Raw genomic sequence first — 24915 nt, forward strand, 5'->3', positions numbered from 1 at the left:
GTGTAGGCTTCGTTGGGCTGGAGGGTGACGCGCACGGTGATCCGCTCGCCCGGCCCGCCGGAAAGGGGGCTGACCGAGTACCACGCCTCGTTGGCGGGCGAGGCGGTGATCCGCCACGCTTCCGCGGTGGAGAACACCAGCTCGGCGCTGCCGCCCGCAGCGCTGAAGGGCGTCGGTGCGGGGGAGAGCAGGTTCAGGCGGGGGTTGTTCGGTTCGGGATCGTCGACCGTACCGCTGTCGCCGCAGCCGAGGAAGAGAAGTGCTGCCAGCACCGTCGGAAGAAGGGAGAAACGGGACATAGAAGTCGTGATTGGGTGGGACTTGAGCAAGATACACAAAAACGATCTAATATCCAAAGATTTGGCTCAAAGATCGCGTACGGGAGGGGCCTTTCCGCCGACAAGGCGCGTGCCGAACCCGCAAAAAAGCAGGGCCCGAATCGGGTCCTGCCTTCAGTCGTCGATCGCACGCGTTACCTCCCGGCAATACGGCAATACCTGTTGTAGCGTCCTATCACGTCGTTCACATAGGCCAGCGTCTGCCGGCTGCCGGTGAAACGTCCGCATTTGACCACTTCGTTCCGGTAGTACTCCGGCTCGGCCTTGAGCTGCAGGTAGCGGGCCACCACCTCCCAGGAGTTGGGGTCCTCGCCATAGAGGCGGGCCAGGCGGCGTGCGTCGCCCACATGGCCGATCCCGCTGTTGTACGAAGCCAGGATGATGCGCATCCGGTCTTCGTCCGGGGTTCCGGCGGGCAGCCGCAGCGTCGAAATGATCTTCGACAGCAGCTTGTTGGCCAGCCACACGTTGGTCTCCGGATTGATGATCTGCTCGGCCGGGACCTCGAACTGGCGCGCTACCGAAGGCATGATCTGCATCAGGCCGCGCGCTCCGCTGCGTGAGGTGATGTCGGGCGTAAAGCGCGATTCGTGGTAGGCGATGGCCGACATCAGCCGCCAGTCGTGCCCCTCCTGTTCGGAGATGTTGCGGATGATCTGATCGTAGGCCGAGATCACGTAATCGCCCTCCCGGAGCAGGGAGTTGCGCAGCGTTGCGCCGTCGTCGTTCAGCAGCATGTCTTCCGTCGCGGGTGCGCCGAACTGGGCGTTGAAGCCGTAAAAAGTGGTCAGGATAGTTAAGAACGCAAAAGTTAAAACTGTCTTTTTTAACATAAAAGGTTGTTTTGCGGGCAGTTCACACCGCGCAGAACAGTACGCTAATCATAGAAACCCCATGAGATACCGATTTTGAACATGCCCGGATTGAGCGGATAGTGCGCCGCCGAGAAATATTCTCCGTTACCGAACAGTCCCTTGTTGATGTGCTGATATTTGAGAAATATCCGCATTCTCTTCCACTTTCCCATGACGAAGGCGTCCAGGTAGGGATAGTTTCCCACCTCGACGTCCCGCTGGTTGTAGTACACCGACAGCGCGGGGTTGTAACTGGGCGCATAGTACATCGAATGATAGTGCCCGTCGAAACCGATCTGTAAGCGTAAAACATTGCGCACGACCCAGAACTCGTAATAATACGAAAGGAAGGCGCTAAAAAGCGGAACGGGTATGACTTCTTGATCCGTACTCCACTGCAACAATACCCTGTTGTCCAAATGAAGTCCGCCTAAGCGGAAATCTTTGCGCGCGTACACACTCGTCGTGCTGACGTTCTCCGCCTGCTGGGCGATGCGGCTGTCCGATCCGTAGTAGATCTTGTTGCTGACAACGCCCAACCAGGCCCCCGCTTCAAAAGCGTAGTCGGGAACCGAGAACTTGGCCTCGATACGAGTTTCATTCTCCTTGTCCAAAGGAGTGGACCACACATAGTGGTTCGAGAATAGATTCTCCTGCCAGTAGTTGGGCGAACGGCGGTCCATCGTGAACCGTCCTTCGAGAATCAGGGGGTGTCCGCGGAGTGCTCCCTTCAGCGCCAGGCGGGCGCCGAGGAGGAGGTCTCCGCCTCTGTATCCCGACGGGTAGAACCTGAGGTTCGCATCCCAGTCGATGTATTTCTTGAACTTGCCTCCGACCGAGCCGTAGGCGAAGTAGCTGGTTTTGTTGACTTTTTCGTACCGGCCGCTCAGAAAGCCGTCCAGCCGAAACTGCGAGTACGTATGCAGATCGATGCCCACCCCTGCATCAATCGTGCCGACGATGCCGTTGCGGTCCCAGGGCTGCGCCTGCACGAAGACGCGGTTGGAGATGACCCGCTCGTAGATCGAGTCGCGCGTCTCGAGCGGGTTGATGTACCAGTCCTTGTAGTATTCCGTGGTGTCGGCCACGAAGCTGCCGTTCTCGTCGCGGTGGTCCCGCTCGTTGATGTAGGAGGCCCGCTTGTCGGAGTAGACCTTGCTCCACGAACTGTACTCAAAGGAGTGCCCCACGTAGACCGCCGAGAGGTTAGCCATCGAGAAATCCTCGTCGGTGAGCCGCTGCAGGGGGATGCCGTACGACTGCGTGACGAAGAAGGCGTTGTTGCGGTAAATGTTCTGCGCCTCGGCGTCCGCCAGCTTCATCGGCACGCCGGAGGGCATTTCGAACGTGGTGTCGGCAATGGCCCACTCCCCCACCACGCCGCCGTTCTCCTGCTGCTCGATGTGGTTGTTGTAGTAGCCCGCATGGATCGAGTAGCGCTTGCCCGTATGGCTGAAGGCGACCGCGAGGTTGTGGTTCTTGGTCCGCGACCAGACGTACTGTCCGCGCGTGCCCCGCGCCTTGTAGTCGACGTTGAAACCGGTCGTGGGCGAGATGTTCTGCGCGTGCATGATGTTGAAGTTCTCCTCGCGGAAACGCTTCTGGCCCGACTCGATGTAAGTCAGGCGGATGATCGGCCGCTTGGAGTTGTAGAACGGCACGTTCTCCATGTCGTAGATGTACGCGTAGTAGGGGCTTGCGAAACTGAAGTCAAAGAACTGGGGCCGCTTGAAGTAGTTGAGCGGCATCGAGGTCTGTCCCAGCGCGCCCTGGGCGATGTCGCCCACGCCGTCGAGGTAGAACGGATAGTCGATCCGCCAGTTCATGAGCGTAGTGTCGAGCGGCTGGATGTCGACGCGGTTGTAGTCGCGGCTGATGTTCCACTTGAAGTTGTTCAGCGCGCGGATCGAATCGCTGAAGAAGTAGGATTCGAGCGGTTTGCGGATCTTGCGCTCCTTCTTGGTGGTATCCTGCTTGTTCTGATCCTCCGGATTCTCCTCTTCGGGCTGCTCGAAAGGGTTCGCTCCGTAAATATTGGTGTTCTCCCCCCGCTGCTGCGCCCGCATCAGGTCGCGTGCGTCGAACCCCTGCGCACGCACCGCGCCGGGCAGTGCCAGAAGCAGTCCGAACAGGAGCGTAAGCGATATGCCTTTCGACAGGTGCGACATGAAAAAGAGCGGATTCCGCGGCAAAGGTAATTAAAAAATTTTAATTATTCAAATCGCACCCTTTCGCGCAGCGCGCAATCCACCGCACGACCGAAATGAGGATATAGACGACGATAATCGCCGGGATCGAATAGAGCCGCAGCGCAGCGATCAGCACGACGCACCCCGCGAGGAACCCGTAACGCACCTCGTTGCCCCGCCAGCCGAAGCCCTGGAACTTGAGCGCGAACATACGCACGGGTGACACCAACATCCACGACATGACGGGGGCGAGGAAGAGTAGCAGGAGCAAATGGTGGGAATCGAAGCCCGTGCGGGCGCAGATCAACCCCAGCGAGGTGAAAAACAGTGCATTGGCGGGGGTCGGAAGGCCGCAGAACTCCGTGTGCTGCGTCTCGTCGATATTGAACTTGGCCAGCCGCAGGGCCGAAAAGGCAGTCATGGCGAAGCAGACCAGCGTGATGGCGTAGCGCACCCACACCTCTGCGTCCGCCAGCGGGGAGGTCATCACGTAGAGCACCGCCGCGGGCACGAATCCGAACGAGATCACGTCGGCGAGCGAATCGAGCTGCAGCCCGATGGGCGACGGACACTTCAGCAGCCGCGCCGCGAAGCCGTCCAGGAAGTCGAACACGGCAGCCAGCACCACCAGCCAGAACGCTGCCGTCAGGTTGCCGTAAACCAGCGCACAGACGGCTGCGAACGAACCGCACAGCAGGTTGGCCAGCGTCAGCAGATTGGGTATGGTGAACAGTTTGATCTTCATCGGTCGCCCGAAAATTAAATTATTGCAACAGGCGGCAAAGTTACAAAATATTTTTATCTTTGCCAAAGCAAACATCCGCCCGGAGAGGACGCGCCGCGCAGGGTCCCGAAAACGCCCGTCCGCGCCGTCCCCGGCAGGAGAATAACCCCTATTTCAAACTATGGCAAGCAACAAATATTGTGTGATCATGGCGGGCGGCATCGGTTCGCGTTTCTGGCCCAAGAGCCGGCAGTCGATGCCCAAGCAGTTCCTCGACATCCTGGGAACGGGCAAATCGTTCATCCGTCACACCTACGAACGCTTCGCAAAGATCGTCCCGCCGGAGAACTTTCTGGTGGTGACCAACTATAAGTACAAGGAGCTGGTGCTGGAGCACATCCCCGAGATCGGCGAGAAACAGGTGTTGTGCGAGCCGGTGGGCCGCAACACGGCCCCCTGCGTCGCCTATGCGGCCTATACGCTGCTGGCGCAGAACCCCGATGCCGAGATGATCGTCACCCCGGCCGACCACCTGATCCTCAACGAGGAGGATTTCCGCACGATCATCTCCGAGTGCCTCGCCTTCGCCGGCGAGCACGACGCGCTGCTCACCGTTGGCATCAAACCCACGCGGCCCGACACGGGTTACGGCTACATTCAGGTGTCGGACACGCAGCCCATCAGCAAGGTCAAGTGTTTCACCGAGAAGCCCGATCTTGAGCTGGCGCAGACCTTCCTTCGGTGCGGCGAATTCTTCTGGAATTCGGGCATCTTCATCTGGAAGGTCACCGCCATCGTCGAGGCATTCCGCAAATACCTGCCCGAACACCACCTGCTCTTCAGCGGCGTGCAGCGCGCCTGGGGAACCGACGCCGAACCCAATATCGTAGAGATGGCCTTCGCCGAGTGCCGCGCGATCTCGATCGACTACGGCATCATGGAGAAGGCCGACAACGTATTCGTCCGCTGCGGCGAATTCGGCTGGAGCGACGTAGGGACCTGGGGCTCGGTCTACCAGCATTCGCGCAAGGACCGCTACGCCAACGCCGTGCCCGAGGAGGGGTGCTACCTCTACGACACCCGTTCGTCGATCGTCTCGCTGCCCAAGGACAAGATCGCCGTCATCAGCGGGCTGAAGGAGTACATCGTCGTCGACACGGACGACGTGCTGATGATCTGCCCCCGCTCCGACGAGCAGAACATCAAGAAGTTCATCGACGAGGTGAAGTTCCACAACGGCGACAAACACATCTGAGGCCGCCCCCGGAGGCGTTCTTCCGTCCGCTGCGGCGCCGTTCGCAAGCACCCGGCATTCGCCGTCATGAGGTCCGATCCCAGACACTCCCTCCCGCTGCGAGGGAGTTGTCGCATGTGCAACCGATTATGAGCAAACTCTACGATATTTTCCGCGAACACCCGCTGATCTCGACCGACACGCGGCGGATCGCAGCCGGTTCGATCTTCTTCGCGCTGCGCGGAGCGACGTTCGACGGCAACCGCTTCGCCGCCGAGGCGCTGGATAAGGGGGCGGCCTGCGCCGTGGTCGACGATCGGTCTGCCGTGAACGGCAACCCGCGCATCCATTGGGTCGAAAACGCGCTGGAGGCGTTGCAGGCACTCGCCCGCGAACACCGCCGGGCGCTGGGCATTCCCCTGCTGGCCGTCTCCGGCAGCAACGGCAAGACCACGACCAAGGAGCTGGTCAGCCGCGTGCTGGCCGAGCGCTATGCGGTCTATGCCACCCACGGCAACCTCAACAACCATATCGGCGTACCGCTGACGCTGCTCGCCATGAACCGCACGACGGAGTTCGGCGTGGTGGAGATGGGCGCGAGCGCCTGCGGGGAGATCGCGCTGCTGGCGTCGATCGCCGAGCCGGATTACGGCCTGCTGACCAACGTGGGCCGCGCCCACCTGGAGGGGTTCGGAGGTCCCGAGGGGGTGCGCCGCGGCAAGGGGGAGCTGTACGACTTTCTCGCCCGCACGGGCGGCCGCGCCTTCGTCCGCCGCGAGGACGAGACCCTGTGCCGCATGGCCGCGGAACGTACGACGCTCACGGTGGAGTACTACTCCGCAGCGCTGGCCGACGGTGTGGAGAACCACCTCGAGGGGGATTACAACCGCTACAACATTGCCGCGGCAGTGGCTGTCGGACGCTTCTTCGGCATCCCGGACGAGCGCATCCGTTGCGCGGTGGCCGGCTACGCCCCCGACAATAACCGCTCGCAGCGCATGACCACCCCGCGCAACACGCTCGTCGCGGACTGCTACAACGCCAATCCGTCGAGCATGCGCGCCTCGGTCGCCAACTTCCTCGCCGAACCGCTCGGCGGGCGCGCGCGGCGCGTGCTGATTCTGGGCGACATGCTCGAACTGGGCGCATGGTCGCGGGAAGAGCATGCCGCCATCCTCCGCCTCACCGCCACGGACCCCGCGGCCGAAGTGGTGCTGGTGGGTGCGGAGTTCGCGCGGGCCTACGACGCCCTCCGGGAGCGGGAGCTCCCCGCAGCGACGCTCTACCCCTCGTGCGAAGCGCTTTGCGCGGAGCTGGGCAAACACCCCGTGCAGGACGCGCTCGTACTCCTCAAAGGCTCCCGCGGCATCGGCCTGGAAAAGGCCGTCGAATTGCTGTGAGCCGCAGCGGCACGCCCGCGTCTTGCGAAATACGCCCGTCGACCGTCGGAAACGGATTCTGAGGCTGCGTATTCTGAAATTATTTTTCTACTTTTGCAAAAAACCAAACACCCCCTATGACACTCAACGAATACCAGCAGCACGCCCTCGAAACGGCGATCTATCCCGACGACCGCCGCATCATCTACCCCACGCTCGGCCTCACGGGCGAAGCGGGCGAGGTGGCTGACAAAGTGAAGAAAGTGATCCGGGACTCTCACGAGGAGTTCACCCCCGAAAAACGGCTGGAGATCGTCAAGGAGATCGGCGACGTGATGTGGTACTGCGCCACACTCGCCCGCGATCTGGGCTACGAGCTGGACGACGTGGCGCAGATGAACGTCGACAAGCTCCGCTCGCGCATGCAGCGCCACATCATCTCCGGCAGCGGAGACAACCGGTGACAATTAAAAATTAAAAATTAAGAATAATACCTATCCAAACGCTTATGGAAGAACAGAGACCCAACGTTTCACTGCCCGAGAACGCCTATCGGGAGCTTAAACCGGGCGAGGAGTACACGCCCCTGATGCCCGCCTCGTCCACCCCGCGCGAGGTGACGCCCTATTCGGTGCTGATGGGCGTTCTGATGGCCGTCGTCTTCTCGGCCGCCGCGGCCTTCCTCGGCCTGAAGGTCGGGCAGGTGTTCGAAGCCGCCATCCCCATCGCCATCATCGCCGTGGGCGTGGGCAACGTGCTCGGCAAGCGGAACATGCTCGGTCAGAACGTCATCATCCAGTCGATCGGCGCCTCGTCGGGCGTGATCGTCGCGGGGGCCATCTTCACCCTCCCGGCGCTCTACATCCTGGGCCTCGACGCCGCTTTCTGGCAGGTGTTCCTCTCTTCGCTCTTCGGCGGTCTGCTGGGCATCGTGCTGCTAATCCCCTTCCGCAAATACTTCGTCAAGGAGATGCACGGCAAATACCCCTTCCCCGAGGCCACGGCGACCACCGAGGTGCTCGTCTCGGGCGAAAAGGGCGGCAACCAGGCCAAACTGCTGGCCGTGGCGGGTCTGGTGGGCGGTCTCTACGACTTCATGGTAGGCACGTTCGGCCTTTGGACCGAGTCCGTCTCGACGCGCATCGCCGCCTGGGGCGACACGCTCGCCGACAAGTTCAAGGTGGTGTTCAGCCTCAACACCTCGGCCGCCGTGCTGGGTCTGGGCTACATCATCGGACTCAAGTACGCCATGATCATTACGGCAGGCTCCTGCCTGGTGTGGTTTCTGATCGTGCCGCTGGTGGGTTCGCTCTCCACCTCGATCGACCCCGCGGCGATGGCTTCGCTGCTGGGTGTCACGCGGGCCGATATTCTGGCCGACCCGCAGCTGCTCTTCACCCCTGAAAATCTCTTCGCCTTCATCGGCAAGCCGATCGGCATCGGAGGCATCGCCATGGCCGGTATCATCGGCATCGTCCGCCAGTCGAAGATCATCCGGCAGGCCGTGGGCCTCGCCGTCTCGGAGTTCGGCGGCAAGAGCGCCGGAGCGGTCGCCGTCACGGAACGTACGCAGCGCGACATCACGATGAAGCGCGTTCTGACGATCCTTATCGCAGCACTGATCGCCATCTTCGTCTTCTTCCACTTCGGGCTGCTCGACGGCTGGACGCAGTCCATTACGGCGATCCTGATCGTCTTCGTCATCGCGTTCCTCTTCACGACCGTGGCGGCCAACGCCATCGCCATCGTGGGCACGAACCCCGTGTCGGGCATGACGCTGATGACGCTGATCCTCTCGTCGCTCATACTGGTGAGCGTCGGTCTGAGCGGCACGACGGGCATGACCGCCGCGCTGGTGATCGGCGGCGTGGTCTGTACGGCGCTGTCGATGGCCGGCGGCTTCATCACCGACCTCAAGATCGGCTATTGGCTCGGCACGACGCCCCGCAAGCAGGAGACCTGGAAATTTCTGGGCACGTTCGTTGCGGCTGCAACCGTGGCGGGCGTCATGATCATTCTGAACAAATCCTACGGCTTCGTGGGCGAAGGGGCGCTCGTGGCCCCGCAGGCCAACGCGATGGCAGCGGTAATTCAGCCGCTGATGACCGGCGGCCAGACCCCGTGGATGCTCTACTTCTGCGGCGCAGCGCTGGCGCTGACGCTCACCGCGATCGGCGTTCCGGCGCTGGCCTTCGCGCTGGGCATGTTCATCCCCATGTCGCTGAACGCCCCGCTGGTCGTGGGCGGACTGGTGGCGTGGTTCGTCTCCAACCGTTCGAAGGACGAGGCGCTGAACAAGGCGCGCTTCGACCGCGGTACGTTGATCGCCTCGGGCTTCATCGCCGGCGGCGCGCTGATGGGCGTGGTGAGCGCCGTGCTCAAATTCGCGGGCGTCGATTGGTTCCTCTCGGGCTGGGCCGCCTCGAACGGCGCGGAGTGGACCGGCCTTGCGATGTACCTGCTGCTGATCGGCTACATCACCTGGCATACGATGCGGGCGAAGAAGACCAATTAAGAATTAAAAATTAGACCTTATACTATGGACCTCAAAGAACGATTTCTCAAATACGTCTCCTACGACACGCAGTCGGACGAAGAGAGCACGACATTCCCCTCCACCGCGAAGCAAAAGGTGCTTCTGGCCGCATTGCGCGACGAGATGCAGTCGATGGGCCTTACGGAGGTGACGATGGACCCCCACGGCTACGTCATGGGTACGATTCCCGCCACGCCGGGGTGCGAGAACGCCCCCGTCATCGGCTTCATCGCCCATGTGGACACCTCGCCCGACATGAGCGGCAAGGACGTCAAGCCCCGCATCGTCGAGGAGTACGACGGCGGGGACCTGGTCCTCAACGGCCAGCTCACGATGCGCGTCGAGGACTTCCCCGAACTGGCGTTCTTCAAGGGCCATACGCTCATCCACACCGACGGCACGACGCTGCTGGGCGCCGACGACAAGGCGGGCGTGGCCGAGATCATGACCGCGGCGGAGTACCTGGTGGCCCATCCCGAAGTGCGCCACGGCAAGATCCGCATCGGCTTCACTCCCGACGAGGAGGTGGGCCGCGGGGTCGATTTCTTCGACGTGAAGGCGTTCGGCGCCGACTTCGCCTACACGGTCGACGGCGGCATGGAGGGCGAACTGGAGTTCGAGAATTTCAACGCCGCGAGCGCCAAGATCGAGATTCAGGGCCGCAACGTCCACCCCGGCTACGCCAAGAACAAGATGGTCAACGCCATCGACGTGGCGTGCGAGCTGCAAGGGCTGCTGCCCGCCGCCGAACGGCCTCAGTACACCGAAGGGTACGAGGGTTTCTACCACTGTGTCGGTCTCAACGGCACGGTCGAAAAGGCTTCGATCAGCTACATCATCCGCGACCACGACGCCGACAAATTCGAACAGAAAAAGGTCTTCATGTGGGCCTGCGTCGACCTGCTGAAGAAGAAATACGGCGACGAGGTGCTGACGCTCACGCTCAAGGACCAGTATTTCAACATGCGCAAGATGGTCGAACCCCATCCGCAGGTGATCGACAAGGCGATCGAAGCGATGGAGATGGCCGGTGTCAAGCCGCTCGTAAGGCCCATCCGGGGCGGTACGGACGGCGCGCGCCTCTCGTTCATGGGGCTTCCGTGTCCGAACCTCTTCACGGGAGGCATGAACTTCCACGGCAAATTCGAATACTGCTCGCTCACCACCATGCGCAAGGCGATGCAGGTGATTCTGAACCTGGCGCAGCTGTGGGGAAAGTAATAACAATTAAAAATTAAGAATTAAAAATTAAAAATTGAGGAGACCTCCGATACAGGTCCGGCGAGATTCTCCGCCGGAGGGGAGGAGAGGGTTGTTACGCATCCGCGGAAGCCTATAACCACACCCAATTTTTAATTCTTAATTCTCAATTCTTAATTAATGAATTATGGATAGTTTCGGTTTTCTCAAAGTCGCGGCGGCCATCCCGCAGGTGCGCGTCGCCGACTGCGCCTACAATGCCGGCCGGATCGCGGCGCTCGCCGAGCAGGCCGCGCAGCGGGGCGTGGAGGCGGTGGTCTTTCCCGAGCTTTCGCTGACGGGCTATACGTGCGGCGACCTGCTGTTGCAGCCCGCGCTGCTCGACGCGGCCGATGAGGGGCTTTCGACGCTGGTCAAGGCTTCGCGTAAGCTGCCCCTGACGCTGATCGTCGGTGCACCCCTGCGCCACGGCTCGGCGCTCTACAACTGCGCCGCCGTTATCGCGCAGGGCCGCATGCTGGGGGTCGTACCCAAGACCTACATCCCCGACTACGGCGAATTTTACGAAAACCGCTTGTTCGCCTCGGGTGCGGGGATTACGGGCGAGACGATCCGCGTCGCGGGCGCACAGGCCGATTTCGGCGCGGACCTCACGTTCGAGGTCAACGGCACGGAGTTCGGCGTGGAGCTTTGCGAAGATCTCTGGGTCGCCGTTCCGCCCTCGTCGCACCTGGCGCTCAACGGGGCCAAGGTCATCTTCAACCTCTCGGCCTCGCCCGAGGGGGTCGGCAAGCACGACTACCTGCGCGGGCTGATCGCCCAGCAGTCGGCCCGCACGCTCTCGGCCTACGTCTACTGCTCGGCGGGCTTCGGCGAGTCGTCGACCGATCTGGTCTTCGCCGGCAACGGCATCATCGCCGAAAACGGGGAGATATTGCGCGAGGCGGAGCGCTTCTCGCTCGACGAGCAGCTGGTCGTGGCCGACGTGGACATCGAACGGCTGACGTTCGAACGCCGCCGCAACACCTCGTTCCGCATGAACGAATGCACGCCCGAGAACACCGTCATCGAGATGGAGGTCCCCGAGGGACTGCGGGCTGCGGCGCTCGACCGCGACATCGACCCGCTGCCGTTCGTTCCGAAGAACGACGCGCAGCGCAGCCGCCGCTGCGAGGAGATTTTCCGCATCCAGGCTCACGGCCTGGCGCAGCGCCTCGCCCACACGGGCTGCAAAAAGGCCGTGATCGGCATCTCGGGCGGGCTGGATTCGACGCTGGCGCTGCTGGTCGCCGTCCGCACGTTCGACCTGCTGAAGCTCGACCGCAAAGGGGTCATCGGCATCACCATGCCGGGCTTCGGAACCACCGACCGCACCTATAACAACGCGCTGGAGCTGATGCGCGGGCTGGGCATCACCCTGCGCGAGATACCGATCCGCCGGGCGTGCGAACAGCATTTCGCCGACATCGGTCTCGATCCCGCGGACCGTTCGGCGGCGTACGAGAACGCGCAGGCCCGCGAGCGGACGCAGATTCTGATGGACGTGGCCAATATGGAGGGCGGACTGGTCGTCGGCACGGGCGACCTGTCGGAGCTGGCGCTGGGCTGGGCGACCTACAACGGCGACCAGATGTCGATGTACGGGGTCAACGCCTCGGTTCCCAAGACGCTGGTGCGCCACCTGGTCCGCTGGGCTGCCGACACCGAGCCGGACCCCGCCACGCGGGCGACGCTGCTCGATGTGATCGACACCCCCGTAAGCCCCGAATTGCTCCCGGCCGACGCCGAGGGGAAGATCGCCCAGAAGACCGAGGATTTGGTAGGTCCCTACGAACTGCACGACTTCTTCCTCTACCACTTCATACGGGCGGGCTACCGTCCGGCCAAGATTCTGCTGCTGGCCGATGAGGCGTTCCGCGGCAGCTACGACCGCGCGACGATCTGCAAATGGCTGACGGTCTTTTTCCGTCGTTTCTTCGCCCAGCAGTTCAAGCGCTCGGCCATGCCCGACGGGCCGAAAGTGGGATCGGTGGCACTCTCGCCGCGCGGCGACTGGCGCATGCCCTCCGACGCCTCGGCAGCCGTCTGGCTGCGGGAGCTGGAGAAACTCTGACAGGACGGGGGGGCGACTATCCGGAACGAAGCTGCCCCGGAAACGACCGCTCGCAAGCAGACCTGACCTGCTTTTCGTGCCCCGGATAACGTTTCGGACCGAAAAGTCGAAAACTTTTTGATAACTTTTTCCGACGACGATTCCTTAACGGGAGTCGTCGTTTTCGTTACGGATAATCGCCCGCACCGCCCGCTCTGTGCACGGACAGTAAGCAAACGGGAAACCCGGATAAATAAAATATTTTACTAAATTTTTAAAGAAGTTGCAGAACTTGCGGCCGATCGCTATTTTAGCGGTCGAAAATCCCAAACTCACCTTACCATGAACGAGCAAGCCCGCAAGTATGTCGAAGATTTCATGAACCGGCTGATCGCCCGCAACCCCGGCGAGCAGGAGTTCCACCAGGCCGTGCGCGAGGTGGCCGAATCGCTGGCCCCGCACATCGTCACAAGTCCTGTCCTGCAGCAGATGAAGGTGCTGGACCGCATCGCCGAACCCGAACGCGTGGTCATCTTCCGCGTGCCGTGGCTCAACGACCGGGGCGAAATCGAAATCAACCGCGGCTACCGCGTGCAGATGAACAGCGCCATCGGTCCCTACAAGGGCGGCATCCGCTTCCACCCCTCGGTCAACCTCTCGATCCTCAAGTTCCTCGCCTTCGAGCAGACCTTCAAGAACGCGCTGACGACCCTCCCGATGGGCGGTGCGAAGGGCGGTTCAGATTTCAACCCCAAAGGCAAGTCGGACAACGAGGTGATGAAGTTCTGCCAGTCGTTCATGACCGAACTGCAACGCCATATCGGGCAGGATACGGACGTTCCGGCGGGCGACATCGGCGTCGGCGGCCGCGAAATCGGCTACCTGTACGGACAGTACAAGCGGCTGCGCGACGAGTTCACGGGCACGCTGACCGGCAAGGGCCGCGACTGGGGCGGCAGTCCGCTGCGTCCCGAGGCGACGGGCTACGGGGCGTGCTACTTCGCCGAAGAGATGCTCGCCGCGCGCGGCGAGAAGTTCGCGGGCAAGCGCGTCTGCATCTCCGGCTCGGGCAACGTAGCACAATACGCCTGCGAGAAGGCGACCCAACTCGGCGCGCGCGTGGTGACGCTCTCCGACTCGTCGGGCTTCATCCACGACCCCGAGGGCATCGACACCGCCAAACTCGCCTACGTCATGGAGCTGAAGAACATCTTTCGCGGCCGCATCCGCGAATACGCCGACCGTTATCCGTCGGCGACCTACTACCCGAACGCCCGTCCGTGGAGCATCCCCTGCGACATCGCCCTGCCGTGCGCCACGCAGAACGAACTCAACGGCGCGGAGGCGCAGGCGCTCGTCGACAACGGCTGCAGGTGCATAGTCGAGGGGGCCAACATGCCCTCGACGCCCGATGCCATCCGTGTCTTCCGGCAGCATCGGCTCCTCTTCGCCCCCGGCAAGGCGGCCAACGCGGGCGGCGTGGCCACCTCGGGGCTTGAAATGTGCCAGAATTCGATGCGGCTGCAATGGACGCCCGAAGAGGTCGACCAGCGGCTGCACGCCATCATGCGCAACATCCACGCGGTCTGCGTCCACTACGGAACCCGGGCGGACGGCTCCGTCGACTATGTTGCGGGCGCGAATATCGCCGGCTTCATGAAGGTCGCCAACGCCATGCTCGCGCAGGGGTGTGTGTAGCCGGGGAGGAAAAACGGAAAGGAAGGGCATCTGGAGCGGACGGACAGAGCGCTTTCCGACGTCGCTACCCTTGCCCGCAAATGCAGCCCTACCCGGCACGTCCTCGGAGAGGGAGAGGGCCTGCGCTCCGGACAGTCGGAACATACCATCACAGGAAAGGCGGCCCGAACCGAGCCGCCCTCTATCTTTCGACAGGGCCGATCAGAGAAAGAGGACGGCCAGCGCGGAGACCGCGAAGCCGCCGCAGAAACCGGCCAGCACCTGCGCTCCGTTGTGGCAGCCCAGGTAGAGGCGGGCCGATGCGAGCACCCCGGCACAGAGGATGGCGACGGCCAGCGGCACGAGCATGTTACCCACGCCCACGACGTTCATCACCGCCAGCAGGGCGACCATCGCCCCCATGCCGGTCATGTGCAGGCTGATCTTCCAGCGGAGCGAAACCACCAGGCAGAGCACCTCGCAGCACGCCGCCGCCACCATGAACTTGCGAATGAAGATCGCCGAGGGGACCTTGGCGATCGTCACGGCGCACAGCACATAACACACCGCACCGATCACGAGCGGCAGCAGCCGCTCGCGGCGGTCGTCGATCCGGTAGTCGGAGATGCGTCCCAGCGAACGCAGCACGCCCATCGTCAGCACGGGAATAATCATCGCATAGAGCACGACCACCCACAGCAGGTAGAATTTCACGCCCGGAGGATAGAGCGAAAAGGCAGTGAGTGTCAGCAGCATCGCCATCAGGTAGAGCGGCAGCAGGAACGGGTGCAGCGCCCAGGACAGGGCATGGGAGAGTTTCGTATAATTCATTCGGGATTTCATTTTCTTTTCAATCGTTCCTCACGTTTTTCATCGCCGTCGCCGCGCATCCGAACCGGCCGCTGCACAAGTGGCTTCGACCGTCGAATTCATACCCGGCACAAAATTCCGGGTTCGGACGCCTTTTTTCAAACACCCGCCGCAACAAGCCCCCGCCAAGGCAGGGGTTCGGGGGTGGGTCAACCTGTAAACGCCGCCCCAAAGCAGCGGGGAACCCGGCCGGTCAATGCATACCGCAGTACGAAATTCCGGAGACCTTCCTTCACTCAATCCGACGGTCCTTCCTTTCGCTTCCGCCCCGCACCCTAAATCTGCTTGCGCAGGCGCGCCACCGGGATTCCGAGCATTTCGCGGTATTTAGCCACCGTACGGCGGGCGATGCGGTAGCCCTTCGCGTTGAGAATGTCCATCAGCGTCTCGTCCGTAAGCGGGCGGCGCTTGTCCTCGTCGTCGATGCACTCCTGCAAGATATTCTTGATCTCGTAGCTGGACACCTCCTCGCCGCTGTCGGTCTGCATCGCCTCCGAGAAGAGCGACTTGAGCAGGATGATGCCGAACTGCGTCTGCACGTATTTGCTGTTCACCACGCGCGAGATGGTCGAAACGTCCAGCCCCGTGCGGTCGGCGATGTCCTTGAGGATCATGGGCCGCAATTTCGACTTGTCGCCGTCCTTGAAATACTCGGTCTGGTAGTCGAGGATGGTCTGCATCGTGCGCATGAGCGTGTCGTGGCGCTGCTTGATGGCCGAGATGAACCACTTGGCCGAGTCGATCTTATTCTTGACGAACTGGATCGCCTCCTTGTCCTTCTCCTTGACGGTCCCGTCCGACGAGACCATCTCGCGGATCATCTCCATGTAGCGGCGGTTGACCCGCACCTCGGGCACGTTGTAGGAGTTGAGCGAGAGCTGGAAATGGCCGTCCTGGTAGTCGAGGATGAAGTCGGGAATGATGTAGGGCGTGGTGTCGGTCCCGCCCTCGGCATAGAGGTTGCCCGGCTTGGGCGACAGATGCCTGATCTCGGCGATCGCCTCGCGGAAGTCGTCCTCCGAGACCTGCAGCCGCGCCATCAGCTTCTCGTAATGCTTCTTGACGAACTCCTCGAAATAGGAGGTCAGAATCTTGCGGGCCAGGCGGCGCGGACGCGTATTGATGCTCATCTGGGCCATCTGCAACAGCAGGCACTCCTGCAGGTTGCGGGCGCCGACGCCTGCCGGCTCCAGTTCGTGAATGATCCCGAGCAGGCGCTCCAGCTCTGCGGCCGAGGTGTCGATGCCCACCGTGAAGGCGATGTCGTCGGCTACCGACTCCAGGTCGCGGCGCAGGTAGCCGTCGCCGTCGATGCTGCCGATCAGGTAGACCGCCAGCCGCATATCGCGCTCCGAGAGGTTGCGGTAGCCGAGCTGCTCGACCAGATACTCCTGCAGCGAACGCCCCTCGGTCAGGTAGATCGGGCGCTGCTTGTCGTCTTTCGAATAGTTGTTGATACGGCTCTTGTACGACGGCGTGTCGTCCTCGCGCAGGTACTCGTCCACCGAGATCTGCTGCGGCTGCTCGTCGGCATCCTCGGCGGAGCGCTCCTCCTCTTCCAGCACGATATTGTCCTCGATCTCCTGCTTGATGCGCTGTTCGAGCTGCACGGTGGGCAGCTCCAGCAGCTTGATCATCTGTATCTGCTGCGGAGAGAGTTTCTGCTGAAGGGAAAGTACCTGTTTCTGATTGATAGCCATTTGCTCCGCAATTAAGAATTAAGAATTAAAAATTAAAAATTATTCAAATCTTCCACACGACGACACCCCTCCCCCACGCTTGGTAATTCTTAATTTTTGATGCTTAATTCTTAATTAAAACTCAGCGTGCTGCGGCGTGCGCGGGAAAGGCTGCACGTCGCGGATGTTCGTCAGTCCGGTCACGAACATCAGCAGACGGTCGAAGCCCAGGCCGAAGCCCGAATGCGGGGCCGAACCCCAACGACGGGTATCGAGATACCACCAGATGTCCTTTTCGTTCATGCCCAGTTCGCGCACCCTTGCACATAGCTTGCCATAATCGGCCTCACGCTCCGATCCGCCGATGATCTCGCCGATTTTGGGGAAGAGCACGTCCATCGCCCGCACGGTTTTGCCGTCGTCGTTCTGCTTCATGTAGAAGGCCTTGATCTCTTTGGGATAGTTTATGAGGATGACCGGGCGCTTGAAATGCTCCTCCACCAGGTAGCGCTCGTGCTCCGACTGCAGGTCGCAGCCCCAGTCGCACGGGAACTCGAACTTGCGGCCCGAAGCCTTCAGAATCTCGATGCCCTCCGTGTAGTCGAGGCGCTTGAAGTCGTTCTCCAGGACGAACTTGAGCCGGTCGATCAGCTCCTTGTCCCACATTTTGTTCATGAACGCGAGGTCCTCGGCGCAGTGCTCCAGCGCGTAGCGGATCAGGTATTTGAGGAAGTCCTCCGCCAACTCCATGTTATCCTCCAGCTCGTAGAACGCCGCCTCCGGCTCGATCATCCAGAACTCCGACGCATGGCGCGGCGTGTTCGAATTTTCGGCGCGGAACGTGGGACCGAACGTGTAGATGCGCCCCATCGACAGGGCGCCCAGCTCGCCCTCCAGCTGTCCCGAGACGGTCAGGTTGCACGCCTTGCCGAAGAAGTCCTGCGCATAGTCGACCTTCCCCTGCTCGGTCTTGGGCACGTCGTTCAGATCGAGCGTGGTCACCTGGAACATCGCTCCCGCGCCCTCGCAGTCCGAGGCGGTGATCAGCGGCGTATGGAAGTAGTAGAAGCCGTGGTCGTTGAAGTATTGATGGATGGCGTAGGCCATGGCGTGACGGATGCGCAGCACCGCCCCGAAGGTGTTAGTGCGCGGACGCAGGTAGGCGATCTCGCGCAGGAACTCCAGCGAGTGCCCCTTCTTCTGCAAGGGATAGGTCTCGGGGTCGGCCGTGCCGTAAACCTCGATCGCGGCGGCCTGCACCTCGACGCCCTGCCCCGCTCCGGGCGAGGCGACCAGCCGTCCGTCGACGCGGATGCAGGAGCCCGTAGTAACGGGTTTGAGCATCTCTTCGGGGATGGTCTGAAGGTCCACGACCACCTGGATATTGGCTACGCACGAGCCGTCGTTCAGGGCGATGAACGCCACGTTCTTGTTACCGCGCTTGGTGCGCACCCAGCCTTTGACCACGATGTCCCGGTCGACGGCCTCCGAACGGAGGATTTCAACGATTCTCTGCGTTTTCATAGGATCGATTTTATCTATGCCCACATAAGGTTTTTCGAATTTACAAAGGTAGGATTAATTTGCGAGTTGTCAAAATAAAAAGTACCTTTGTCCGTCTTACAACATGCACACGATGAAACGAACGATACTCGCCGCCGCGCTGCTGATAGGCGCTTTTTCGGCCGCGGCCCAGGAGGCGGGACGCATCTTCCGCACGGAGGTCGTCCCCTACGATACGCGCCACGACGCCGCAGCGCGCAACCGCGCCGGATCGGGTCACCGGATCGAATTTACGCCCGAGGCGATCGCCACCTCGGCCGGCGGGGGCGGCATCCTCGGGCAGACGCTCGAGATCCCCTACACCTGGACCGACGGCAACGTCTACCTCCACCTGGAGAACATCCCCTCCGCCTATATCCTGTGGGTCAACGGCCGCGATGTTGCGCAGGTCGACGACGCGGCCACCCCCGCGGAGTTCGCGCTGACGCCCTACATCCGCCAGGGCAGCAACGAAATCCGGCTGGTCGTCCTGCCGGGCGAATACCCGCAAATCGACGCGCCGCTCGCCCCCCGCAACGCCTATACGGGCAGCTACCTCTACTATCAGAACAAACGCTCGATCCGCGACTTCGAGATCGCCCTCGTGCCCGACACGCTGGGCCGCGACTTCGGCATGCTCGACCTTAAGATCATCGCCCAGAACTCCTACAACTACGACGAACCCGTCACGGTGGGTTACGACATCTACTCGCCCGAGGGCAAACTGCTCGACTTCAACATCACGGAGGTCACCATCCCGGGCCGTTCGGTCGACACGCTCCGCTTCCAGCCCTTCGTCTACGGCGCATACCGTCACAAGTGGGAGGCCGGGGACAAGCGGCCCGCACTCTACGACGTGATGCTCTTCACGCGCCGCGACGGGACCTACAAGGAGTACATGCCCCTGCGCGTGGGCTTCGGAAGGACGGAACTGGTCGACGGCCGGTGGATGCGCTTCGGCAAGGAGATCAAAATCAACCCGAAGCGTTACAACGCCGCGTCCGACGAAAAGAGCACCGCCGCGCAGCTCGAAGCGCTGCGCAGGGAGGGTTATAACACTGTCGCGCCCGACTATCCGCAGCCGGCGTGGTTCTACGCCCTGTGCGACTCGCTGGGGCTTTACGTCATCGACCGGGCCAACATCCACGCCCCCGAAAAGCGCATGGACCGCACCGTGGGCGGCACGCCGTCGAACGACCCCGCGCTGGCCGACGAATATCTGGAGCGCGTGAAGGCGATGTACTACCGCTCGCGCAACTTCACCTCGGTGATCGCCTACGCGCTGGGCGGCCCCTCGGGCAACGGCTACAACCTCTACAAGGCCTACGAATGGCTCAAAAGCGTCGAGAAGTCGCGCCCGGTGATCTGCGAGGACGCCGATGGGGAGTGGAATACCGACTTGTAGAACCACACGCCTGACCGCTCCCGGCGATCCGCGGGCGCCGCGCGCTTCCGGCGGCGGACGGAGCCTTCCGGGAAAAGAGGTGTCCGGCGGAAAGCCGCCGGACGAAGAAAGAACGCCGCCCGGCGTACGGGCATACACGAAACCGACTGAAGTGTCCATCGAACTGATCGTCATAGGCAAAACCGACTCGCAGGAGGTCGCGGCGCTGGTAGCGCTCTACGCCCGGCGCGTGAACCACTACTGCCGGTTCGCCGTAACAGTGCTGCCCGACGTGCGCAACACACGCAGCATGACCGCGCGGCAGCAGTGCGCGGCCGAGGGGGAGGCGATCCTGCGCCAGCTGACCGAGGGCGACTGCGTGGTGCTGCTCGACGAGCGGGGCGAGCAGATGCGCTCCGTGGAGTTCGCCTACTGGCTGCAGAAGCGGCTCAACAGCGGAATGAAGCGGCTGGTCTTCGTCATCGGCGGTCCCTACGGCTTCTCGGACGAGGTGTACGCCCGAGCCGACGCAAAACTCTCCCTCTCGCGCATGACCTTCTCGCACCAGATCGTGCGGGCGATCTTCGCCGAACAGATCTACCGCGCGTTCACCATCCTCAGGAACGAACCCTATCACCACGAATGACCGAACAGCCAGCCATAGCCATCCTGTCGCAGAACATCCTCGCCGGCGTGGGGCTGCGCTCGATCCTCGAAAAGGTCGCCCCCGGAGCGGCCGTCGAGCTGTTCGACGATTTCGAGGCGTTCGCCGCGGCCCGGCCCGAGCGCTTCATCCACTTCTTCGTCGCGGCGCAGCTCTTCGCCGCGCACGACGCCTTCTTCCGCCGCCACAGCCACCGGACCATCCTGCTGACCGGCGGGCAGTCCTTTGCCGGCATGCACTGCCTCGACGTCGAGGCGGGCGAGGAGGAGTTCGTACACGCACTCGTGCAGCTGCAGCGCAGCGTACGCCGTCCCGAGCACACCCTGCCCGCAGGCGGACGTTCCGCCCAGCCGCTGACCGGACGCGAAACGGAGGTGCTGACGCTGGTGGCGCGCGGACTGTCGAGCAAACAGATCGCCGAACGCCTCGGGATCGGGCTTACCACCGTGATCTCCCACCGCCGCAACATCTCGGAGAAGCTCGGCATCCGCTCGGTGGCCGGGCTGGTGGTCTACGCGCTGGCGGCGGGATACGTCACCCCGGACGGAATGTAGCGTCCTCATAAATAAGGATTGCACCGAACGAAATAAAATCGTTACTTTGTATCGCTGAAAACCGAACCGTTCCATGCGCCGATTCTCCCTGGTCATACCGCTTCTGCTGGCTGCCCTCACGGCTGCGGCCCGCCCGTCGGACGGGAAGGCGGCGGAGACGACGACGGCAGCGGCAGCTGAGACGGGGAGGGCCGCGGCAGAAGCGGCAGCAGAGACGAGGACGGCAATAGCAGCGACGGCGACCGCGGAGACAAGGACAGCAACGGCAAAAGTGACGGACGCGGAGACGGCCGACACGGTGATCGTGGTGGACAAGGTGCAGGTGACGGCCATCAAGCAGGGGCTGGTGCTGCGCTCGCAGCCCGTCGCGGCGACGATCGTCGGCAGCCGCGCCATCGAACGACGGCACGTTTCGGCACTCAAAAACCTCTCGCAGGCCGTCCCCAACGTCCACATTCCCGACTACGGCTCGCGCATGACCTCCTCGATCTACGTCCGGGGGTTGGGTGCGCGCATCGACCAGCCGGTGGTGGGGCTGAACATCGACAACGTGCCGGTGCTCAATAAGGACTGCTTCGACACGGAACTGGCCGACGCCGAGCGCATCGAGGTGCTGCGCGGCCCGCAGTCGACGCTCTACGGCCGCAACACGATGGGCGGGGTCATCAACGTCTACACCCTCTCGCCGCTTGCGTATCAGGGCGTCCGGCTGGGCATGGAGTACGCCAGCGGCGACACCTACCGCCTGCGCGCCGCCTCCTACTACAAACTCAACCCCGATCTGGGCATGTCCGTAGCCGCTTTCTACACGCGCACGGGCGGCTTCTTCGAGAACACTGCGACGGGCGAGAAGTGCGACCGCGAGCAGCTGGGCGGCGGCCGCTGGAAGACGCAGTGGCGCAACGGCCGCGGACTGAGCATCGACAACACGCTCTCCTTTTCGGTGCTCGATCAGGGCGGCTACCCCTATGCCTACATCGGGGAAAAGACGATCCTCGACGCGGACGGGAAACCCGTCCTGCGGCCCGGTGAGATCGGCTACAACGATCCCTGCTCGTATACGCGGACGACCGTCAGCGACGGGCTGACCGTGCGTTACGACGCGGCTAAATTCTCCCTCTCTTCGATCACCAGCTACCAGTACTCCGACGACGAGATGATCCTCGACCAGGATTTTCTGCCCCTCTCGTACTTCACGCTGCGGCAGGCGCGGCGCGAGCACACCGTGACCGAGGACTTGGTTTTCCGCTCGCGCGAGAAAGGCAAATACCGCTGGCTCTTCGGCGCGTTCGGCTTCTACCGCCACGGAGTGATGGACGCCCCGGTCGACTTCAAACGCACGGGCATCGAGGAGCTGATCTTCGACAACGCCAACAAGGATTCGAACGACATCTACGGCTGGGACACCGCGGCCGCGCCCGTCTGGGAACTGCCGCTGAACTCCGACTTCCGCATGCCGGCCTTCGGCTCGGCGCTCTACCACGAATCGACCCTCACGCTGGGCCGCTGGCAGCTCAAGGCGGGCATCCGCATCGACTGGGAGCATACGAAGCTCGACTACCACAGTCAGGCGGCGCTGCCCTACACCCACGAAAATCCCCACGGGTCGTGGACCGGCGTGGCGGCGATCGACGACCGCAATTCGATCGCGCACTCCTATACCGAGATTCTGCCGCGCTTCTCGGTGCTCTACGCTTTCGACGAGCGGCACAACCTCTATCTCTCCGTCTCGAAAGGGTACAAGGCCGGGGGATTCAACACGCAGCTCTTTTCGGACATTCTCCAGGAGAAACTCAAGCAGAAGATGGCCCAGCCCAAGTACGAATACGAGGAGCCAGACCTGATGTCCTACAAGCCCGAATACAGCTGGAACTACGAGCTGGGCGGTCACTTCAGCTGCATGGAGGGGGCTGTCCGGGGCGATTTCGCGCTCTTTTACATCGACTGCCGCGACCAGCAGCTCACCGTCTTTCCCGACGGAACCAAGACGGGCCGCATGATGACCAACGCGGGGCGCACGCGCTCGTGGGGCGGCGAGTTGTCGCTGCAGGCTGCGCCGTGGCGGACGCTGGAGCTGAACGCCGCCTACGGCTACACCGACGCCAGGTTCCGGCGGTACGAGACCACCGGGCGGGACGCCGCAGGCAATCGCGTCGAAATCAGCTACAAAGGGAACTACCTACCCTATGCGCCGCAGCATACGCTCTCCGCCTCGGCGGCGTGGACGCTCCCGACAGGGGTCAGGTGGCTGGGAGACGTGGTGTTGCAGGCGGGTGTCCGCGGCACGGGACCCATCCGCTGGAACGAGGAAAACACGCTCACGCAGCCTTTCTACGCCCTTATAGAAGCCTCCGTGCGCATCGAGCATGCACGCTACTCGATCGACCTGTGGGGCCGCAACCTCGCCGACAGGCGCTACGACGTCTTCTACTTCAAGTCGATCGACAACGAATTCGTCCAGCGCGGCCTGCCGCGCACATTCGGCATAACTTTGAATATCAATATCTAATCCTATGAAACTGGTAAAAAATCTGTTACTGCTGGCCTTTGCCGCCACCCTCACCGTCGCCTGCGACGACAACGAAGCCGAAGAGATCGAAGTCCTTCCCTACGGCTACGCCTACGCCGAGGTCAACAACGCCGTCAGCGGCGGCAAAGTGACCGCCAACATGCTCTTTTTCGGTCTCTCGACCGTGACAACCGTCTCCACGGGCAGCGTCTTCCCCGACGACACCGCCCTGTTCGAGATCGAGCCGGCCGCCGACGGTAAGCTCTACCTCTACATGCACGCCACGCGCTTCGCCGTCGGGATGCCCGCCGTCGAGATGCGGATTCCCCAGATCGACTATGCGACGCAGGGCGCAGGCGCGAAGTTCACCCTGTCGCTCGCCGAGATCAATCCCGAGAACTACAACGAGGACGCGCACGCATGGCAGTCCAACAGCAACTTCAAAATCACCGACCTGCAGGGTACGGTCGACAACCTCAACTGCAGCGTGACTTTCACCTGCACCCGGAAGATGGGGACCAAGTCGGTCGCCTTCGCCGTAGTCTACTCGGGTCGTCTGCTGGTCAAGAAATAAAACAAGCCTATGGAAACGCAATACATCCCTTTCGTCGATGAACTGATCGAACTGGCCATCAGGGAGGACATCGGCGACGGCGACCACACCTCCTTGGCGTGCATTCCCGCCGACGAACACGGCCGCATGCGCCTCTTGTGCAAACAGGAGGGGGTCATCGCCGGCATCGAGATTGCACAGCGCGTACTCGACCGCCTCGATCCGCAGATGGTCTTCGAACAGGTGCTCCGCGACGGCGACCGCGTCAAACCCGGCGACGTGGCTTTCTACGTCTCGGGCCGTCTGCAATCGCTGTTGCAGGCCGAACGCATCCTGCTCAACATCATGCAGCGCATGAGCGGCGTGGCGACCCAGACCGCGGCCTACGTCCGGCAGCTGGAGGGGCTGCACACGCGCGTGCTGGACACGCGCAAGACCACGCCCGGCATGCGCGTGCTGGACAAGATGGCCGTCAAGATCGGCGGCGGCGGGAACCACCGCATGGGGTTGTTCGACATGATCCTTTTGAAGGACAACCACATCGACTTCGCAGGCGGCATCCGGCCCGCGATCGAACGGGTCCGTGCCTACCTCGAAGAGAAGGGGAAGCGGCTGCCGATTGAGTGCGAGGTGCGCTCGCTGGAGGATATCGACGAGGTGTTCGCCGCGGGCGGCGTCGACCGAATCATGTTCGACAACTTCTCGCCCGAAATGACGCGCGAAGCGGTGCGCAAGGTGGCCGGACGCTGCGAGACCGAATCGAGCGGCGGCATCACCTTCGACACGCTGCGCGACTATGCCGCGTGCGGCGTGGACTTCATCTCGGTGGGTGCGCTCACCCATCAGATCAAGTCGCTGGACATGTCGCTCAAGGCGTGCGAATAGGGCCGCGCCGAACCGGCTCCTCCGGAGCCGGGCGGGCCGCAGCCTCACCCCG

The 24915-nt window shown here is 62.3% G+C and carries 20 protein-coding genes; 13 read left to right on the plus strand and 7 right to left on the minus strand.

What is annotated here, in order from left to right:
• The 4 genes from ACMO9O_RS00960 to pssA form a co-directional block, all read right to left on the minus strand.
• Nucleotides 1-299: hypothetical protein (locus tag ACMO9O_RS00960; protein ID WP_418981753.1), on the minus strand; the 299-nt coding region annotated here is incomplete at its 3' end.
• A 173-nt stretch (nucleotides 300-472) separates the two neighbouring features.
• Nucleotides 473-1171 (minus strand): transglycosylase SLT domain-containing protein, encoded by a 699-nt coding sequence (locus tag ACMO9O_RS00965; protein WP_418981754.1) that lies wholly within the window; start codon nucleotides 1169-1171, stop codon nucleotides 473-475.
• Nucleotides 1172-1215: 44 nt separating this feature from the next.
• On the minus strand, nucleotides 1216-3360 hold the full coding sequence (locus ACMO9O_RS00970) for a putative porin (RefSeq protein WP_418981755.1): 2145 nt from the start codon (nucleotides 3358-3360) through the stop codon (nucleotides 1216-1218).
• Nucleotides 3361-3400: 40 nt separating this feature from the next.
• Nucleotides 3401-4126 (minus strand): CDP-diacylglycerol--serine O-phosphatidyltransferase, encoded by a 726-nt coding sequence (gene pssA, locus ACMO9O_RS00975; RefSeq protein WP_418981756.1) that lies wholly within the window; start codon nucleotides 4124-4126, stop codon nucleotides 3401-3403.
• A 160-nt stretch (nucleotides 4127-4286) separates the two neighbouring features.
• On the opposite strand from pssA, the gene ACMO9O_RS00980 reads away from it, so the two are divergent.
• The 7 genes from ACMO9O_RS00980 to gdhA all read left to right on the plus strand — a co-directional run bounded on the left by ACMO9O_RS00980 (nucleotide 4287) and on the right by gdhA (nucleotide 14244).
• Nucleotides 4287-5360: a mannose-1-phosphate guanylyltransferase gene (locus ACMO9O_RS00980; protein WP_418981757.1), complete on the plus strand. Its 1074-nt coding sequence runs from the start codon at nucleotides 4287-4289 to the stop codon at nucleotides 5358-5360.
• Nucleotides 5361-5488: 128 nt separating this feature from the next.
• Nucleotides 5489-6739, plus strand: coding sequence for a UDP-N-acetylmuramoyl-tripeptide--D-alanyl-D-alanine ligase (locus tag ACMO9O_RS00985; RefSeq protein ID WP_418981758.1), 1251 nt, complete (start codon nucleotides 5489-5491; stop codon nucleotides 6737-6739).
• Between the two features lie 116 nt (nucleotides 6740-6855).
• Complete coding sequence (locus ACMO9O_RS00990; RefSeq protein ID WP_418981759.1) at nucleotides 6856-7182, plus strand: nucleoside triphosphate pyrophosphohydrolase family protein; 327 nt, start codon at nucleotides 6856-6858, stop codon at nucleotides 7180-7182.
• Between the two features lie 44 nt (nucleotides 7183-7226).
• Complete coding sequence (locus tag ACMO9O_RS00995; RefSeq protein ID WP_418981760.1) at nucleotides 7227-9233, plus strand: OPT family oligopeptide transporter; 2007 nt, start codon at nucleotides 7227-7229, stop codon at nucleotides 9231-9233.
• Nucleotides 9234-9257: 24 nt separating this feature from the next.
• Nucleotides 9258-10475 (plus strand): peptidase T, encoded by a 1218-nt coding sequence (gene pepT, locus ACMO9O_RS01000; protein WP_418981761.1) that lies wholly within the window; start codon nucleotides 9258-9260, stop codon nucleotides 10473-10475.
• A gap of 166 nt (nucleotides 10476-10641) precedes the next feature.
• Entirely contained in the window at nucleotides 10642-12567 is a 1926-nt protein-coding gene (locus ACMO9O_RS01005; RefSeq protein WP_418981762.1) for an NAD(+) synthase, read from the plus strand.
• Nucleotides 12568-12888: 321 nt separating this feature from the next.
• Nucleotides 12889-14244 (plus strand): NADP-specific glutamate dehydrogenase, encoded by a 1356-nt coding sequence (gdhA, locus tag ACMO9O_RS01010; protein WP_418981763.1) that lies wholly within the window; start codon nucleotides 12889-12891, stop codon nucleotides 14242-14244.
• Nucleotides 14245-14445: 201 nt separating this feature from the next.
• Here gdhA and ACMO9O_RS01015 read toward each other — a convergent pair whose 3' ends face one another.
• The 3 genes from ACMO9O_RS01015 to asnS all read right to left on the minus strand — a co-directional run bounded on the left by ACMO9O_RS01015 (nucleotide 14446) and on the right by asnS (nucleotide 18296).
• Nucleotides 14446-15054: a hypothetical protein gene (locus ACMO9O_RS01015; RefSeq protein ID WP_418981764.1), complete on the minus strand. Its 609-nt coding sequence runs from the start codon at nucleotides 15052-15054 to the stop codon at nucleotides 14446-14448.
• Between the two features lie 314 nt (nucleotides 15055-15368).
• Nucleotides 15369-16793 (minus strand): RNA polymerase factor sigma-54, encoded by a 1425-nt coding sequence (rpoN, locus tag ACMO9O_RS01020; RefSeq protein ID WP_418981765.1) that lies wholly within the window; start codon nucleotides 16791-16793, stop codon nucleotides 15369-15371.
• A gap of 114 nt (nucleotides 16794-16907) precedes the next feature.
• Nucleotides 16908-18296, minus strand: coding sequence for an asparagine--tRNA ligase (gene asnS / locus ACMO9O_RS01025; protein ID WP_418981766.1), 1389 nt, complete (start codon nucleotides 18294-18296; stop codon nucleotides 16908-16910).
• Nucleotides 18297-18408: 112 nt separating this feature from the next.
• Between asnS and ACMO9O_RS01030 the strand changes: the two genes are divergently transcribed.
• The 6 genes from ACMO9O_RS01030 (at nucleotide 18409) to nadC (ending at nucleotide 24863) form a co-directional block, all read left to right on the plus strand.
• Complete coding sequence (locus ACMO9O_RS01030; protein WP_418981767.1) at nucleotides 18409-19719, plus strand: glycoside hydrolase family 2 TIM barrel-domain containing protein; 1311 nt, start codon at nucleotides 18409-18411, stop codon at nucleotides 19717-19719.
• 151 nt (nucleotides 19720-19870) lie between these two features.
• A complete protein-coding gene (gene rlmH / locus ACMO9O_RS01035; protein ID WP_418981768.1) occupies nucleotides 19871-20344 on the plus strand; it encodes a 23S rRNA (pseudouridine(1915)-N(3))-methyltransferase RlmH in 474 nt (157 codons plus the stop codon).
• Nucleotides 20341-20916: a response regulator transcription factor gene (locus ACMO9O_RS01040; protein WP_418981769.1), complete on the plus strand. Its 576-nt coding sequence runs from the start codon at nucleotides 20341-20343 to the stop codon at nucleotides 20914-20916. Before rlmH ends, ACMO9O_RS01040 begins: the two co-directional genes overlap by 4 nt.
• Before the next feature lie 73 nt (nucleotides 20917-20989).
• Nucleotides 20990-23425, plus strand: coding sequence for a TonB-dependent receptor (locus ACMO9O_RS01045; RefSeq protein ID WP_418981770.1), 2436 nt, complete (start codon nucleotides 20990-20992; stop codon nucleotides 23423-23425).
• Between the two features lie 4 nt (nucleotides 23426-23429).
• The gene (locus tag ACMO9O_RS01050) at nucleotides 23430-23999 is read left to right on the plus strand and encodes a hypothetical protein (RefSeq protein ID WP_418981771.1); all 570 of its coding nucleotides are present in this window, start codon (nucleotides 23430-23432) and stop codon (nucleotides 23997-23999) included.
• Between the two features lie 9 nt (nucleotides 24000-24008).
• Nucleotides 24009-24863 (plus strand): carboxylating nicotinate-nucleotide diphosphorylase, encoded by an 855-nt coding sequence (nadC, locus tag ACMO9O_RS01055; RefSeq protein WP_418981772.1) that lies wholly within the window; start codon nucleotides 24009-24011, stop codon nucleotides 24861-24863.
• The last annotated feature ends 52 nt before the right edge of the window (nucleotides 24864-24915 follow it).

The sequence above is a fragment of the Alistipes sp. genome (assembly GCF_048465635.1).
In the GTDB taxonomy this organism is placed as follows: domain Bacteria; phylum Bacteroidota; class Bacteroidia; order Bacteroidales; family Rikenellaceae; genus Alistipes.